This is a genomic window from Mycobacterium sp. SM3041 (genome assembly GCF_039668335.1).
Classification (GTDB): Bacteria; Actinomycetota; Actinomycetes; order Mycobacteriales; family Mycobacteriaceae; genus Mycobacterium.
On the sequence record NZ_JAYXBQ010000055.1, the window covers coordinates 164,789 to 177,578 of the forward strand.

A 12,790-nucleotide genomic window follows, 5' to 3' on the forward strand; every position below is an offset into this window, starting at 1 on the left:
CATGCTTGCTGGACTCGCATTCGGCTCGGAGATCAAGCGATTCGGCCGCAGCCGCATGACGCGCGCCGCGATCGTGGTGCTGATGCTGCTGCCGCTGGTGTACGGCGCGCTGTACCTGTGGGCGTTCTGGGACCCGTTCGGCCAGGTCAACAAGATGCCAGTGGCCCTGGTGAACGCCGACCGCGGTGCCGTCGTCGAGGGCGTCCACGTCAACGCGGGCGACGAGATCGCCCGGAGCCTGACCGCGGACCACAGCCTCGACTGGCATGTGGTGAGCGAAAAGGAGGCGCGCGACGGCGTCGAGCACGGCAAGTTCTACTTCATGCTGGAGCTGCCGGAGAACTTCAGCGAGGCCATTGCCTCGCCCGTCAGCGGCGATCCCCAGAAGGCCCAGCTGATCGCGGTGTACAACGACGCCAACAACTACATCTCCTCGACCATCGGCCGCACGGCCACCAGCCAGGTGCTCAACGCGGTGTCGACGCGCATCTCCGGCCAGGCGGTGAATCAGATTCTGTCCGTGGTGGTTTCGTCCGGAGCCGGCATCAAGCAGGCCGCCGACGGAGCGCAGAAGCTGGCCGACGGCGCAGCGCAGGTGGACGCCGGCGCGGGCAAGCTGGTCGGCGGCCTCGACGACGCCCGGAACGGCTCGGCCAAGCTGTCGGCCGGCGCCAAACAACTCTCCGCGGGGATCAACCAGGCCACCGATCCGCTGCTGAAAGTGACCAAGGCCCTGTCGCAGGTCGGCGGGAGCACCGAGCAGTTGCAGCAGAGCGCGACGGCGCTGGAGCAGGCCGCCGATCAGGCCGGCGCGCTCGCCACCGCGCAGGACACCGCGGCAGCAGCGATCGGTTCGGTGATCCAACAACTTTCGGTGAACCAGGACCCGGTTTCGGTCGGCGCGGTCAACACCCTGCGCGGCGTCCAGGACCAGCTGAACGGCCACCAGTTCACGCCACAGATCCGCCAGCAGATCACCGATGGACGCAATGCCGCGATCTCGATGACCGAGAACCTGCGGTCCCCCGGCAGCCCGCTGCGGACTGCTCTCGATCAGGTGGGCGGCACCGGCCAGCAGCTCACCGACAAACTGAACCAGTTGCGTAACGGCGCCCAGCAGTTGGCCACCGGCAACGCGCAATTGGCAAGCGGCATCGTGCAACTCGATGACGGGGCGCGCCAGTTGAAGTCGGGCACCGTCCAGCTCAAGGACGGCAACCACGAACTGGCCACCAAGCTGGCCGACGGCGCCAAGCAGGTGCCGACGTGGACCGAGCAGCAGAAGCAGGCCATCGCCGACACCATCGGCGGTCCGGTGAACCTGGAGTCCTCACACGAGAACGGTGCCCCCAACTTCGCCACCGGCATGGCCCCGTTCTTCCTGACGCTGGCCCTGTTCTTCGGTGCGCTCGTCCTGTGGATGGTGTTGCGGCCCTTGCAGAACCGCCCGATCGCCGCTGAGGTGCTGGCCATTCGCGTGGTGTTCGCCAGCTATCTGCCCGCGGCGGTCCTCGCACTGGGCCAGTCGATCATCCTGTACTGCGTGGTGCGGTTCGCCCTCGGCATGCAGGTGGCGCATCCGGTGGCGATGCTCGGCTTCATGATGCTGATCTCGCTGGCCTTCGTCGCCGCGACGCAGGCCATCAACGCACTGGTCGGGCCGGCGGTCGGCCGCGTGCTGATCATGGCGCTGCTGATGCTGCAGATGGTCAGCGCCGGCGGCATGTACCCGGTCGAGACGACGTCCAGGCCGTTCCAGGTGATGCACAAGTTCGATCCGATGACGTTCGGCGTCAACGGACTTCGCCAGCTGATCCTCGGCGGCATCGACGGCCGGCTGTGGCAGGCCATCATCGTGTTGGTGTGCATCTGGCTCGGCGCACTGGGCATTTCCAGCCTGTGCGCCCGCCGCAACCGGACCTGGAACCTGATCCGGCTCTTGCCTGCCATCAAGATGTAGCGGCTTCTACCCCAGGCTGACGGTGCCGTCCGGGTTGATGCGCCAGTTCGGGTTGTGCGCGATCTCCCAGATCACGCCGTTCGGATCCTGGACGTGCGTGTGGAACACGCCACCGAACTGACCGGGTTGCGGCGGCTTGAGTGTGGTGCCGCCCGCGGCGGTCATGGCGTTCGCCAGCTCGACGACTGCGTCCGGGCTGTCGACGTTGTGCGCCAACGTGATTCCGCTGACCTGCGAATGGTCGGCAGCCTGCGCGAGGTCGGCATTGAACTTCTCCGCGAGGAAGAATCCGAGCAGCTGGCCCGGCGCCGTCTGGTAGAAGATGATCTCCCCCGGCACATCGAGCGCCGGGGTCCACCCGAGCGCGCCGTAGAACTGCCGGGTGGCGTCGAGATCGACCGTGGCCAGGGTGAAGAAGTGCACTTGCTGCTTCATGGCCCCAGGCTACGTAGGCCCACCGACACTGCTCACGCGGCGCGACTAGAGCAAACCCGCACCGGCGACCAGGAGCGCGATGACCTTGATCATCTCGAGCGCGACATAGGCGTAGTGACCGCGGGAGCGCGGACCTTCGCGGCCGGCGAGCACCTCGTCCGACCGGCGATTGAGCCCGGGCCGGACAGCGACCAGCTGCACGACCAATGCCCCCACGGCCACGGCGAGCGCGACCATGACGGTGACCGACGGCCGATTCATCAAGGCTGCGAGCACGATTGCCGCGGCGAACACCAGCTCGACGGTGTTCAGCGCGCGGAACACCAGGCGCCCGATGCCGAGACCGATCGGAAGGGTGACGTTCGGCGCGCGGAATTTGAGCGGCGCCTCCAGGAAGGAGATGGCGAGCACCATCCCCAACCAGACGAAGGTGATGGCGACCTGGATCGCAGTCGGTGTACTCATCAGCGGCGAGGTTAGACGGCCAGCGGGCTGAACGCTTCGAACCAGATGCGGTCACGCGCCACACCGGCGGTCCCGAGCTGCCGGACCACCTCTGCCATGAAGGGCGCCGGACCGCAGATGTAGACGTTGACATCCGGCGGAAATGCGATGGCGCTCAAGTCGATTCGGCCATGCCGGTCCGGTTCGGTGAGCGGATAGCCGTCGGGCAGCCCGTCGTACCAGGTGTGCAGTGCAGCGCCGGGAATCCGCGCGACCAGATCGGCCAGTTCCGCACGGTGGGCGTGACTGGCGCGGGTGCGGTCGCAGTGCACGACGGTCACGGGCCGTTGCGGCTGCTCGGCCGCGATGAAATACAGCATCCCCAGCACCGGCGTGATCCCGATGCCCGCCGAGATCAGCAACAGCGGCGTCTCGGCCGGACTGTCCAGCGTGATGTCACCGAAGGGGTGCGACACCTGCAGCACGTCACCTTCGAAAACGTACTCGTGCAGGTGCGACGACACTGCGCCGTCGCGGCGCACCGAGATGCGCCACCGATCCTCGGCACCGGCGTGCGACAGGCTGTACTGACGAATCTGGCGCGCGCCGTCGGGCAGCTGCACCGCCACCGAAACGTACTGTCCCGGAGCGAAATCGGGCAACTTGACACCATCGGCGGCAGCCAGTCCGAAGGCCACGGTGAGTGGCGACTGCTGCACCCGTTCGACCACCCGAACCGGCATCCAGACGTGTTCCGGACTGGTGCCGGCCGCCTCGTACAACTCCCGTTCACGGCCGATCAGCAGGTCCGCCATCGACCAGTAGACCGCCGTCCACGCCTCGGCGACATCGGCAGTGACGACATCGGCACCGAGCACCTCGACGATCGCCGCGAACAGGTGTTCATAGACCACCGGGTACTGGTCCGGCGCCACGCCGAGGGACGCGTGCTTGTGTGCGATGCGCTCGATGACGTCCGCCCCGGGGGCGTCAGGGTCCACGAGCAGCGTGGCGTACATCGCGACGGACCCCGCCAATGCCTTCTGCTGCGACCCGTTCGCCTGATTGCCGCGGTTGAACAGGTCGCGCTCCAACTCCGGATGCGCCGCGAACAGGCGACGGTAGAAGACCGGGGTGATCTCGCCGATCGCACCGCCGACCACCGGCAACGTGGCTTTGACAACCTCGGCGTGGGCCGGAGCCAACGTGGACATGGACAACATGGCAGAACCTCTCACTTCGTCGTGAATGCGTCGGCGCCACCCGGATCGACGATTCGTCGATGCCGGCCCGCCGCCTGCCAGCAGGCTATTTAAATAAGCATGATCGATGCAAGTATTACGCCGCGTGACCTACGCCACCATGTAGTAAGCACCGGTCCGCAGTCGGAACGACCGATCCCGCGAATCCGGCGGCCAGAGGTTTGACTCCGCCGTCAGACGGCAATGAACGAGATATGTTCACTGACAAAATGATTCCCCTGTTGGCGGCCGGAGCGTTCGCAGCGGCCGGCGTCGCCGCCTCGTTCGTGTCAGCCGATATCGTGCCGAGCACCGTCGGAGCCCACCCCGTGCTGACCAGCTACCCGCTGCAGCCCGTCGATGATCCCGGTCCCGGCCCGGGCGGCGGCGGTTGTGTCAACGGCCAGTGTGGTTCCGGTGGTGTGAATGGTGGTCCCGGAGGCGGCCCGGGAGGTGCCGGCTGCGTACCCACCCAATGGGGCACGGCGTGCGGTTCCGGCGGCACGAACGCCGGGCCGGGCGGAGTCCCCGGTGGTAGCGGCTGCATTCCCGGAGTGGGTTGCGGCGGCGGACACGGCTAACCGACGGTGAGCCCGGTTCCCCCGACAGCAGACGATCGACGACGCTGGTGCTCTCGGGCGAAAGCCCTTGGTGCACCAGCGCGTCGAGCGGCTGGGCGGCCGCGGTCGCCGTCAGGTTTGTGCGACCTGCATGCGAATCTCCCGCAGCGTCCGCTCCAGGATGCGCGAGACGTGCATCTGCGAGACGCCGATCGTCTCCGCGATCTGGCGCTGGGTCTTGGATTTGAAGAACCTCAGGTACAGAATCCGCTGTTCGCGCACCGGCAGCGATTGCAGCACCGGTTTGACCGCTTCGCGATCGGTGATGCGCTCGAAACCTTCATCGACGTCACCGAGCAGGTCGGACAGCGACTGCGGGTTGTCCTCGTTGTCGACGACGGGCGTGTCGAGTGATTGCGGTTGATAAGCATTGGCCGCCAGGAGGCTTTCCGTGATCTGTTCCGGCGCAACGGACAGCGCCTCCGCCAGTTCGCTGATGGTCGGCGCGCGGCCCAACTGCTGCGTCAATTCCGTTGTCGCGCCCTTGATTTGCTGGCGGATGTCGCGAATGCTCCTCGGCACGTGCACTTTCCAGCCGTAGTCGCGGAAATGGCGGCGCAACTCCCCCATGATGGTCGGGACGGCGAACGCCACGAACCCGGCACCGTTGTCCGGATCGAAGCGGTTGATCGCCTGGATCAGGCCGAGCCGCGCTACCTGGACCAGGTCGTCGAGGTTTTCTCCCCTGCCGTCGAAATGGCGGGCCAGCCGGTCGGCCAACGGGCAGCACCGCAACACGATTTGTTCGCGTTGCCGGGCGAATTCGTCGGATTCGGCCGGAAGGGCGCGTAGCTCCGCCACCAATCCCGGTACGTCCGCATACTCGTCGGCGTAGCGGTCTCCTTCAGGTAAACGCTTCTCCAGCAACGAAGTTGACATGACGTGCCTTCCCCAGGCCCACAACACGCATCGGGAGATTCGGCTCCCTGAGTATCGACTCGGCGCCGTGGCATGCGTGTTGTTTCCACCAGTGAGGTGGACCGGCAATCTGCCGTCGCCGATCGCCACCTACGGCACCCAGCACAGCCGTGCCCTCATCTGGACCGCGGCTGCATACCGGACAGGTAGCTCTCAGCTGCTGTCGCTTCGGTCTAAGCAACTGCGCCATCTTGACGCTGTACCCGACCTTACCGCCGAACGCATCGGGGCACCACCGCGACGCTGCGCCGACCGGCCATCACAGCTGGTCAGGCGGCAAAAAACATTTCTGCGAGAACAGGTTTGGCCGAGAATGGCCCAGGGTATGCACCCCGTCGGCGTGAGCAGCACTTGAAAACCCCAACAGGAACGGCTCTTTTCGATGGCGGTGTGTATTACCTGCGGAACGGATTGCGACGAGTCGTTCACGGTCAATTGGAACGGACGCAGCGCGAGCTTCGACTGCATCGAATGTATGGCCACGATGGTGGCCCCGATGTGCCGCCACTGCGGATGCCGAATACTGGGCCACGGGTTGCGACTCGACGGCCGCCAGTATTGCTGCGACCATTGCGCGCAGGCCGGCGAACACTCGGCCCGGCCGGCGGCGAACACCGACCGCTGGCAATTCGGATAGCGGTCTCCCGGCCCAGCCCGGACGAGTGACGCCACTGATGGTTTAGACCGACGGTTCCCGGGGTAAACGGGCCGTATTCGTCGACCGCAATGGAGCGATCCGACCGGTGAGCCGAAGATCGGTGGGTTCAGTCATGAAGACCATCACGTGTTGTATCGCCGCGGCGGTGCCGCTGACCTCCCTGTTGCTGGCCGTACCGGCCGGGAGCGTTCCAGCGCCTGCGCAACCCTGCCCCGATATTCAAGTGATTTTCGCGCGGGGCACGATGGAACCACCGGGCGTGGGCAAGGCCGGTCAGGCCTTCGTCGACGCACTGACCGCACGGGCTGCGGGCCGGACCGTCGATGTGGCCCCCGTGGACTACCCGGCGTCGCTCGATTTCGCGACCGCCGCGGACGGGGTCGTCGACGCGACGAACAGGGTCCAGAGCACAGCATCAGTCTGTCCCACCACCAAGATCGTGCTGGGCGGGTATTCCCAGGGCGCGGCGGTGGCCGCGTACATCACCGAGGACGCCGTCCCCGCCGGCGTCACCCTGCCGATGGGCATCACGGGACCGATGCCGGCATTCGTGGCAGACCATGTTGCCGCGGTCGTGCTGTTCGGCAAGCCCTCGTCCGGTTTCCTGCAGATGGTCTACACGGGCGCGCCTCCGATCACGGTCGGCTCGCGTTATGTGTCTAAGACCCTCGACCTGTGCATCGCCGATGACCCGGTGTGCTCGACGGGCGGCGGTGACAATGCCGCCCATATGGCGTACTCCGACAACGGAATGGCCGACCAGGCAGCACAATTCGTTGTGAGCAAGCTCGGCCGCTCCCCAGCGCAGCCTCGCGTCGAGCAAGCCGCGCCGCGCTGATCACCGGCGGGTCAGCAGCGGGAATTCCTCGGCTTCGACGCGCTGGGTGTGGTCTTCGGTGGCCTGCTGCAGATCGGTCAGCGCGGTCTCGAACTCTGCCGACGCCGGATCGAGCCGCGCCATGTGGTCCAACAGTTCCTTGGTGTCGTCCGTCTCGCCGCGCAGCGACTCGACCACCCGCCCACGCCGCACCCTTGGGTGGACCAGCAGCTCCTCGCTCACTTCCTGCGCGGTCAGCGCCGCGCGCAGTGCCGCGAAGCACCGGCGGCGCGTGGTGACGTCGGCCGCGCGCAGAGTCTTGCTGAACAGCTCGCGCGTCGTGAGGTGCCGGGCCTTGACGTAGTCGATGACGTCATCGGTGGCTGTCGTCGACGTAGGTGTCATGAAATCCCCCTCCAATGTTGTCCGGCCGGTGTTCCAGCTACTGCTACCCAATCCGCGGCGGAGTAAACCCGCCGATTGCGCCCGAATCAATGCGGGGTGACGTCGGCGCTGCCGTCCTCGGGTGGCCAGTGGTGCCCCTGCGAGGCCGCGCCCGGGTCGGCGAAGTCGCCGCGCGACAGTGGTACCCACTGCTCGCTGGCCGCGGCCTGCTCGGCGGGGAAATCTTCCAGATCGCCGAACGGCTGGGCATCCCACATCGCAAACGTCAGCGGCGTCCGGAGCCAGCTGTACAGCAGCAGATACGTCGCCTCGAGCGAATCGAGATGGGTGCGTTCCCAGCCGTGACTACCGTCGAGCCCGAATCCCACGAGGGCTGCCCGGGTGGCGGCGCCGGCTTCGATGGCCGCCGCCACATCCGACCGGTAGTAGCGAAAGATGTCGCGGGCGTGGGTGATTCCCTTTTCCTGCGCCAGCTTGCACAACTTGCGGGTCAGGTAATAGTCGAACGGCCCGTGCATGTCGGCCATCGGGATGGTGACGCCGTGTTCGAGGGACTGCTGGCCGGGTGCGCACACCGCGTTGTCCACCGACACCAGTTCAGCGACGTCGGGCGGCAGGCCGTGACTGGCGCCGTGGCCGACTTCCTCGGTGATCGTCACCATGAGCGTGGTCCGGTGCGGTAGCACGATGTTGCGCTCGGCGACGACCTTCGCCAGCGTCAGTGCGATGGCGACGCCGGCCTTTCCGTCCAGGTGCCGGGAGACGACGAAGCCGTCCTCCGTCAGCTCGGGGCTGGCGACCAACGCGACGAAATCGCCGACGTTGAGCCCCAGCTGCTCGAGGTCCGCGCGCGACGAGACGCTGCGGTCGACGCGGACCTCGACGTCGTCCCAACCGGTCGGCTGCGTATCGATCTCGTCACCGAACGCATGGCCGCTCGCCTTGAGGGGCATCACGGTTCCGGTGAAGAACTGGTCGTTGTCGTCGGGCAGGATGCGGACCCGGGCACCGGTGGCGAATCGCGCCGAGAAGGTGCCGACGGGCACCAGCGCCAGCCGCCCGTTGTCCTTGAGTTCGCGCACCATGCACCCGATGGTGTCGGCGTGCACCACGATGGCGCGGTCGGTGGTCTGCGACCGCCCTGGCAGTTCGGCGATGAGTGCACCGCGCCGCGTCAGGGTGAACGGGACACCGAGTTTGGTCAGCGTTTGACCGATCAGTTGCATCACGGCGTCGGTGCGCCCCGATGGGCTCGGCGTCTGTAGCAACGCCAACAGCGTGTCGACCATCCAAATGCGGTCGTCCGGCGACATCGTCACGTTTTCGGCATCGTCGGGCTCAGTCATCATTTCTCCAGTTCACATCACGTTGTCCAACGACCACAATGGTTCTGCGAAACAGCACTCAGTGCTGCTCGATCGGGTCGGGATGCCAGGCCCACGGGGTGGCCGCGGTACGCGGGAACAGCAGATCGATGAACGCCTGCGCTGTCGGCCGCGGCTCGTGATTGGCCAGGCCCGGCCGCTCATTGGCTTCGATGAACACGTACTCCTCGCCGCACACCGTCGGCACGATCAGATCGATTCCGGTCACCGGAATCTCGATCGCCGCCGCCGCGTCGACCGCCACTTTCGCCAGCGTGGGGTTGAGCTCGTCGGTGACGTCGTGAATCGTCCCGCCGGTGTGCAGGTTCGCCGTGTGGCGCACGATCAGGCGTTCGTTGGCGGGCAGCACGTCGTCCAGCTGCCAGCCCGCCTTGTGCACGGTGTCTTCGGTGACGCTGTCCAGCGGGATCACCGATTCCCCGTGCGTGGCCACCGACCGGCGCCGGCTCTGCGCTTCGATGAGCTGGCGGATGGTGTGGGTGCCGGTGCCGATCACCTCGGGCGGTCGGCGGATGGCCGCGGCGATCACCTTGCCGTCGATGACGACGATGCGCAAATCTTCACCCTCGCAACACTCTTCGATGAGCACGTCGGGGCAGTGCTGCATGGCCAGGCCGATGGCGCGGTTCAGGTCGTCGGGGTTGGTGACGCCGACCGTGATGCCCGCGCCCTGTTCGCCCCGCGCCGGTTTGACGACGGCTGAGCCCACCTTCTCCAGGAAACGGCAGTCTTCGTCGGTGAAAGTCGCGGTGCAGCCCTCCGGCACCCGGATACCCGCCTCCGCGACGACCGCCCTGGCGACCCGCTTGTCGTCACACCGGCTCATCGCCACCGCACTGGTCAGCTCGGACAACGATTCGCGGGTGACGATGCTGGTGCCACCGTGCGTGAGCCGGAGGTAGCCGCCCTGAGCGTCGAGCACGTCCACTGCGATGCCCCGCAGAATCGCCTCGTCGGCGATGATCCGCGCATACGGGTTCAGTTGTCCCAGTTGCTCTTCCGGCCGCACCGGGGCGAACAGCGGTTCGTTGATGGCATTCTTGCGTTTGATCCCGAGTGCGGCGGGCACCCGGGTGAAGCCGATGCGCTCGTACAGCGCGATCGCGCCGTCGTTGTTGTGCAGCACCGACAGATCCATCTGCGACCGTCCCCGCCGGATGAACTCCTCGATCAGCGAGCGCACCAGCAGGCCGCCGGTTCCGGGCCGGGTGACGGTCGGCTCGACCGCCAGGCACCACAGGCTGGAGCCGTTCTCCCGATCCCCGAACAGCTGGCAGTGATCGATGCCGGTGACCGTGCCGACCACCTGCCCGGTCTCGTCGTCCACGGCGACCAGATACACCACGTGCGGCGCGTCCTGACTGTTGCTCCACATCAGGTCGCTGTCGGCCGGCACCATGTGGCACCGCACGTAGATGTGGTTGATCGCGATGCAGTCCTCGATCGAATTCACCTGCCGGACCGTCAATCCCGGAACATCGGGCGGCCGGTACTGCATGGGCGTGGTGAGGTCGAGCCGGTAGGTGAAACTCGGGTCGATGAAGAACTCGTGGGCGTGCAGCGCCACGAAGACGTGCGGCGCGTCGAGGTACATCCCGATGTCGCGGCGGCCGCTGCCCTCCTCCCGCAGCGCTGTGCCGAACTCGTCGGGATCGCGGAACGTCTGGCCGAAAACCAGCCGCCCCCAACCCATGTCCTGTACGACGCCCTCGGCCATATCGCTGGTCTGCGGTGTCATCATCGGGCCACTCCGTCGACGTGGTTGGCGAGCCAGAGTTCCAGCAGTCCGATCTGCCACAACGGATTCCCGCGCAGTGGCGTGAGATTGCCGTTGGGATCGTCGAACATCCCGGCGACCGCTTCGGGGGCGAACAGACCACGATCGCGCGCGGCCTGGCTGTGCAGCGCGTCGCGGACCAGCTCGAGATAGGGGCCGGCGAGGTGCTTGAGTGCGGGCACCGGGAAGTAGCCCTTGGGCCGATCGATGACATCGGCCGGAATCACCTTGCGCGCAGCGTCTTTCAGCACGCCCTTGCCGTCCTGCGCGGTCTTGAGTTCGGGCGGGCACGTCGCCGCGAGCTCGACCAGCTCGTGGTCGAGGAACGGCACGCGACCTTCCAGACCCCAGGCCATGGTCATGTTGTCGACGCGTTTGACCGGGTCGTCGACGAGCATGACCGTGGTGTCGAGCCGCAGCGCCCGGTCGGTCGCGGTGGCCGCCCCGGGATGGCTGAAGTTCTGCAGCGCGAACGCGCCCGCGGAGTCGTGCTCGAGCCGCCACTGGGGCTGCAGCAGCCGGTTGACCGCGTCGTGGCTGCGGTCGAAGAACGCGGCGCGGTAGCGTTGCAGCGCGTCGACCGGGTTATTGTCGGCCGCACTCGCCATCGGCGGGTACCAGTGGTAGCCGGCGAAGATCTCGTCGGCCCCCTGGCCGGACTGCACGACCTTCACATGTTGGCTGACCTCCTGCGACAACAGGTAGAACGCCACGCAGTCGTGGCTCATCATGGGCTCGCTCATGGCCTCGATGGCGCCGGAGAGTGCAGGCAGCATGCGTGCGGAGTCGATGCGGATCTGGTGATGGTCGGTATCGAACTGGCGGGCGATGATGTCCGAGTACTTGAACTCGTCGCCTTCCTCACCACCCGCGGATTCGAACCCGATGGAGAAGGTGGCCAGGCCGTGCTGGCCGGCTTCGGCGAGCAGCCCCACGATCAAGCTGGAGTCCAGGCCACCGGACAGCAGGCAGCCCACCGGCACGTCGGCGACCAGCCGGCGTTCGACCGCGGTGCGCAGCGCCGCCAGCACGGCGTCCCGCCAGTCGTTCTCGGTCCAGTCGGCCCGCTCGAGCGACCGCTCGAAAACGGGTTCCCAGTAGGTCGTCTCCGTGCGCGTGCCATCGCGTTCGATGCGCATGACAGTGCCCGGCGGCAGCTTCTGCACGCCGCGCAGGATGGTGCGCGGCGCGGGCACGACGGAGTGGAAGCTCAGATAGTGTTGCAGCGCAACAGGATCGAGATCGGTGTCGACGCCGCCTGCGGCCACCAGCGCCGGCAGCGACGACGCGAAGCGCAGCGCTCCCCCGGCGGCCTCGCACCAGTACAGGGGCTTGACCCCGAGGCGGTCACGCGCCAGCAGTACCCGGCCGGACTCGATCTCCGCGACCGCGAAGGCGAACATCCCGTACAGGTGCTCGACGACGCGCTCGCCCCACTCCTGGTATCCCTTCAGCACCACCTCGGTGTCGCTGTGCGAGAAGAAGCGGTAGCCCTTGCTCGAAAGTTCCTGGCGCAGTTGGGGATAGTTGTAGATACACCCATTGAAGACGACGGTGAGGCCGAGCTCCGGATCATGCATGGGTTGGTGTCCGTGACTGGACAGATCGATGATGGCCAGACGCCGGTGACCCAACGCCACCCCGTCCCGCACCCACAATCCGCTACTGTCCGGGCCCCGCGGTGCCATGCGGTCGGTCATGGCAGCAACCGCCGCCAGATCAGCACCACGGCCCCAGGCGATTTCGCCGGCAATGCCGCACATGGTGGAAGTCAGCTCCCTTGGTGGACGTCTCCGGTTCCACCGTACCCGATGCGCACCGTCGACGTGCGGATGATTCAAATTTGTTCTGTTGCAATATGTTTGCTCGCGGAGTGGTCAGCGATCCGATTGACGGACACGAAAGTACCCGCCCCGCAGACCCCGCTCCGGCAGCGTCATCTGGAGTTTCCTGTTGATTTCCAATCGATTTCGTGATGCAGGGTCCGGTTAGCCGGCTACCGCCTTCCGCGGTAGCCGACTAACCTCGTCAAAATGTCTGTGCCACTACCTCGTTGGATAGCGGGATGACGCGCAGATCATGCAAACGCCCGCTGCCGTCGGCGCCTCGGTACCGATCGCCGCCGCACGT

The 12,790-nt window shown here is 66.5% G+C and carries 12 protein-coding genes; 4 read left to right on the forward strand and 8 right to left on the reverse strand.

Annotated elements, in window-relative coordinates:
* The first annotated feature begins 1 nt into the window (after position 1).
* The gene (locus VXD91_RS20595; RefSeq protein ID WP_318984936.1) at positions 2 to 1,960 is read left to right on the forward strand and encodes a YhgE/Pip domain-containing protein; all 1,959 of its coding nucleotides are present in this window, start codon (positions 2 to 4) and stop codon (positions 1,958 to 1,960) included.
* Positions 1,961 to 1,966: 6 nt separating this feature from the next.
* On the opposite strand, the gene VXD91_RS20600 is transcribed toward VXD91_RS20595, so the two are convergent.
* The 3 genes from VXD91_RS20600 to VXD91_RS20610 are packed head-to-tail and all read right to left on the reverse strand — an operon-like array spanning position 1,967 to position 4,062.
* On the reverse strand, positions 1,967 to 2,395 hold the full coding sequence (locus tag VXD91_RS20600; protein WP_318984935.1) for a VOC family protein: 429 nt from the start codon (positions 2,393 to 2,395) through the stop codon (positions 1,967 to 1,969).
* A 45-nt stretch (positions 2,396 to 2,440) separates the two neighbouring features.
* Positions 2,441 to 2,860 (reverse strand): hypothetical protein, encoded by a 420-nt coding sequence (locus tag VXD91_RS20605; RefSeq protein WP_318984934.1) that lies wholly within the window; start codon positions 2,858 to 2,860, stop codon positions 2,441 to 2,443.
* An 11-nt stretch (positions 2,861 to 2,871) separates the two neighbouring features.
* On the reverse strand, positions 2,872 to 4,062 hold the full coding sequence (locus VXD91_RS20610; RefSeq protein WP_346416245.1) for a globin domain-containing protein: 1,191 nt from the start codon (positions 4,060 to 4,062) through the stop codon (positions 2,872 to 2,874).
* Between the two features lie 248 nt (positions 4,063 to 4,310).
* On the opposite strand from VXD91_RS20610, the gene VXD91_RS20615 reads away from it, so the two are divergent.
* Positions 4,311 to 4,661, forward strand: a complete 351-nt coding sequence (locus tag VXD91_RS20615; RefSeq protein WP_212814784.1) for a PE-PGRS family protein — start codon at positions 4,311 to 4,313, stop codon at positions 4,659 to 4,661.
* 111 nt (positions 4,662 to 4,772) lie between these two features.
* Here VXD91_RS20615 and VXD91_RS20620 read toward each other — a convergent pair whose 3' ends face one another.
* The gene (locus VXD91_RS20620) at positions 4,773 to 5,708 is read right to left on the reverse strand and encodes a SigB/SigF/SigG family RNA polymerase sigma factor (RefSeq protein WP_346416246.1); all 936 of its coding nucleotides are present in this window, start codon (positions 5,706 to 5,708) and stop codon (positions 4,773 to 4,775) included.
* 292 nt (positions 5,709 to 6,000) lie between these two features.
* Between VXD91_RS20620 and VXD91_RS20625 the strand changes: the two genes are divergently transcribed.
* Complete coding sequence (locus tag VXD91_RS20625) at positions 6,001 to 6,255, forward strand: hypothetical protein (RefSeq protein ID WP_318984931.1); 255 nt, start codon at positions 6,001 to 6,003, stop codon at positions 6,253 to 6,255.
* Between the two features lie 133 nt (positions 6,256 to 6,388).
* Positions 6,389 to 7,114 carry a cutinase family protein gene (locus tag VXD91_RS20630; protein ID WP_346416247.1) on the forward strand — a complete coding sequence of 242 codons (726 nt, stop codon included), beginning with the start codon at positions 6,389 to 6,391 and terminating at the stop codon, positions 7,112 to 7,114.
* Here VXD91_RS20630 and VXD91_RS20635 read toward each other — a convergent pair whose 3' ends face one another.
* The 4 genes from VXD91_RS20635 to VXD91_RS20650 form a co-directional block, all read right to left on the reverse strand.
* A complete protein-coding gene (locus tag VXD91_RS20635) occupies positions 7,115 to 7,498 on the reverse strand; it encodes a hemerythrin domain-containing protein (RefSeq protein WP_064860105.1) in 384 nt (127 codons plus the stop codon).
* 86 nt (positions 7,499 to 7,584) lie between these two features.
* Positions 7,585 to 8,847, reverse strand: a complete 1,263-nt coding sequence (locus VXD91_RS20640) for an osmoprotectant NAGGN system M42 family peptidase (RefSeq protein WP_064860104.1) — start codon at positions 8,845 to 8,847, stop codon at positions 7,585 to 7,587.
* A gap of 55 nt (positions 8,848 to 8,902) precedes the next feature.
* Positions 8,903 to 10,621, reverse strand: coding sequence for an N-acetylglutaminylglutamine synthetase (gene ngg / locus VXD91_RS20645; RefSeq protein WP_293018821.1), 1,719 nt, complete (start codon positions 10,619 to 10,621; stop codon positions 8,903 to 8,905).
* The gene (locus tag VXD91_RS20650) at positions 10,621 to 12,423 is read right to left on the reverse strand and encodes an N-acetylglutaminylglutamine amidotransferase (RefSeq protein WP_293018794.1); all 1,803 of its coding nucleotides are present in this window, start codon (positions 12,421 to 12,423) and stop codon (positions 10,621 to 10,623) included. The genes ngg and VXD91_RS20650 overlap by 1 nt, the downstream gene beginning before the upstream one ends.
* Positions 12,424 to 12,790 lie beyond the last annotated feature (367 nt).

Coding starts and splice junctions, on each gene's coding strand:
- VXD91_RS20595 (WP_318984936.1), top strand. CDS start 2: ATGCTTGCTGGACTCGCATTCGGCTCGGAGATCAAGCGATTCGGCCGC.
- VXD91_RS20600 (WP_318984935.1), bottom strand. CDS start 2,395: ATGAAGCAGCAAGTGCACTTCTTCACCCTGGCCACGGTCGATCTCGAC.
- VXD91_RS20605 (WP_318984934.1), bottom strand. CDS start 2,860: ATGAGTACACCGACTGCGATCCAGGTCGCCATCACCTTCGTCTGGTTG.
- VXD91_RS20610 (WP_346416245.1), bottom strand. CDS start 4,062: ATGTTGTCCATGTCCACGTTGGCTCCGGCCCACGCCGAGGTTGTCAAA.
- VXD91_RS20615 (WP_212814784.1), top strand. CDS start 4,311: ATGATTCCCCTGTTGGCGGCCGGAGCGTTCGCAGCGGCCGGCGTCGCC.
- VXD91_RS20625 (WP_318984931.1), top strand. CDS start 6,001: ATGGCGGTGTGTATTACCTGCGGAACGGATTGCGACGAGTCGTTCACG.
- VXD91_RS20630 (WP_346416247.1), top strand. CDS start 6,389: ATGAAGACCATCACGTGTTGTATCGCCGCGGCGGTGCCGCTGACCTCC.
- VXD91_RS20635 (WP_064860105.1), bottom strand. CDS start 7,498: ATGACACCTACGTCGACGACAGCCACCGATGACGTCATCGACTACGTC.
- VXD91_RS20640 (WP_064860104.1), bottom strand. CDS start 8,847: ATGATGACTGAGCCCGACGATGCCGAAAACGTGACGATGTCGCCGGAC.
- ngg (WP_293018821.1), bottom strand. CDS start 10,621: ATGACACCGCAGACCAGCGATATGGCCGAGGGCGTCGTACAGGACATG.
- VXD91_RS20650 (WP_293018794.1), bottom strand. CDS start 12,423: ATGTGCGGCATTGCCGGCGAAATCGCCTGGGGCCGTGGTGCTGATCTG.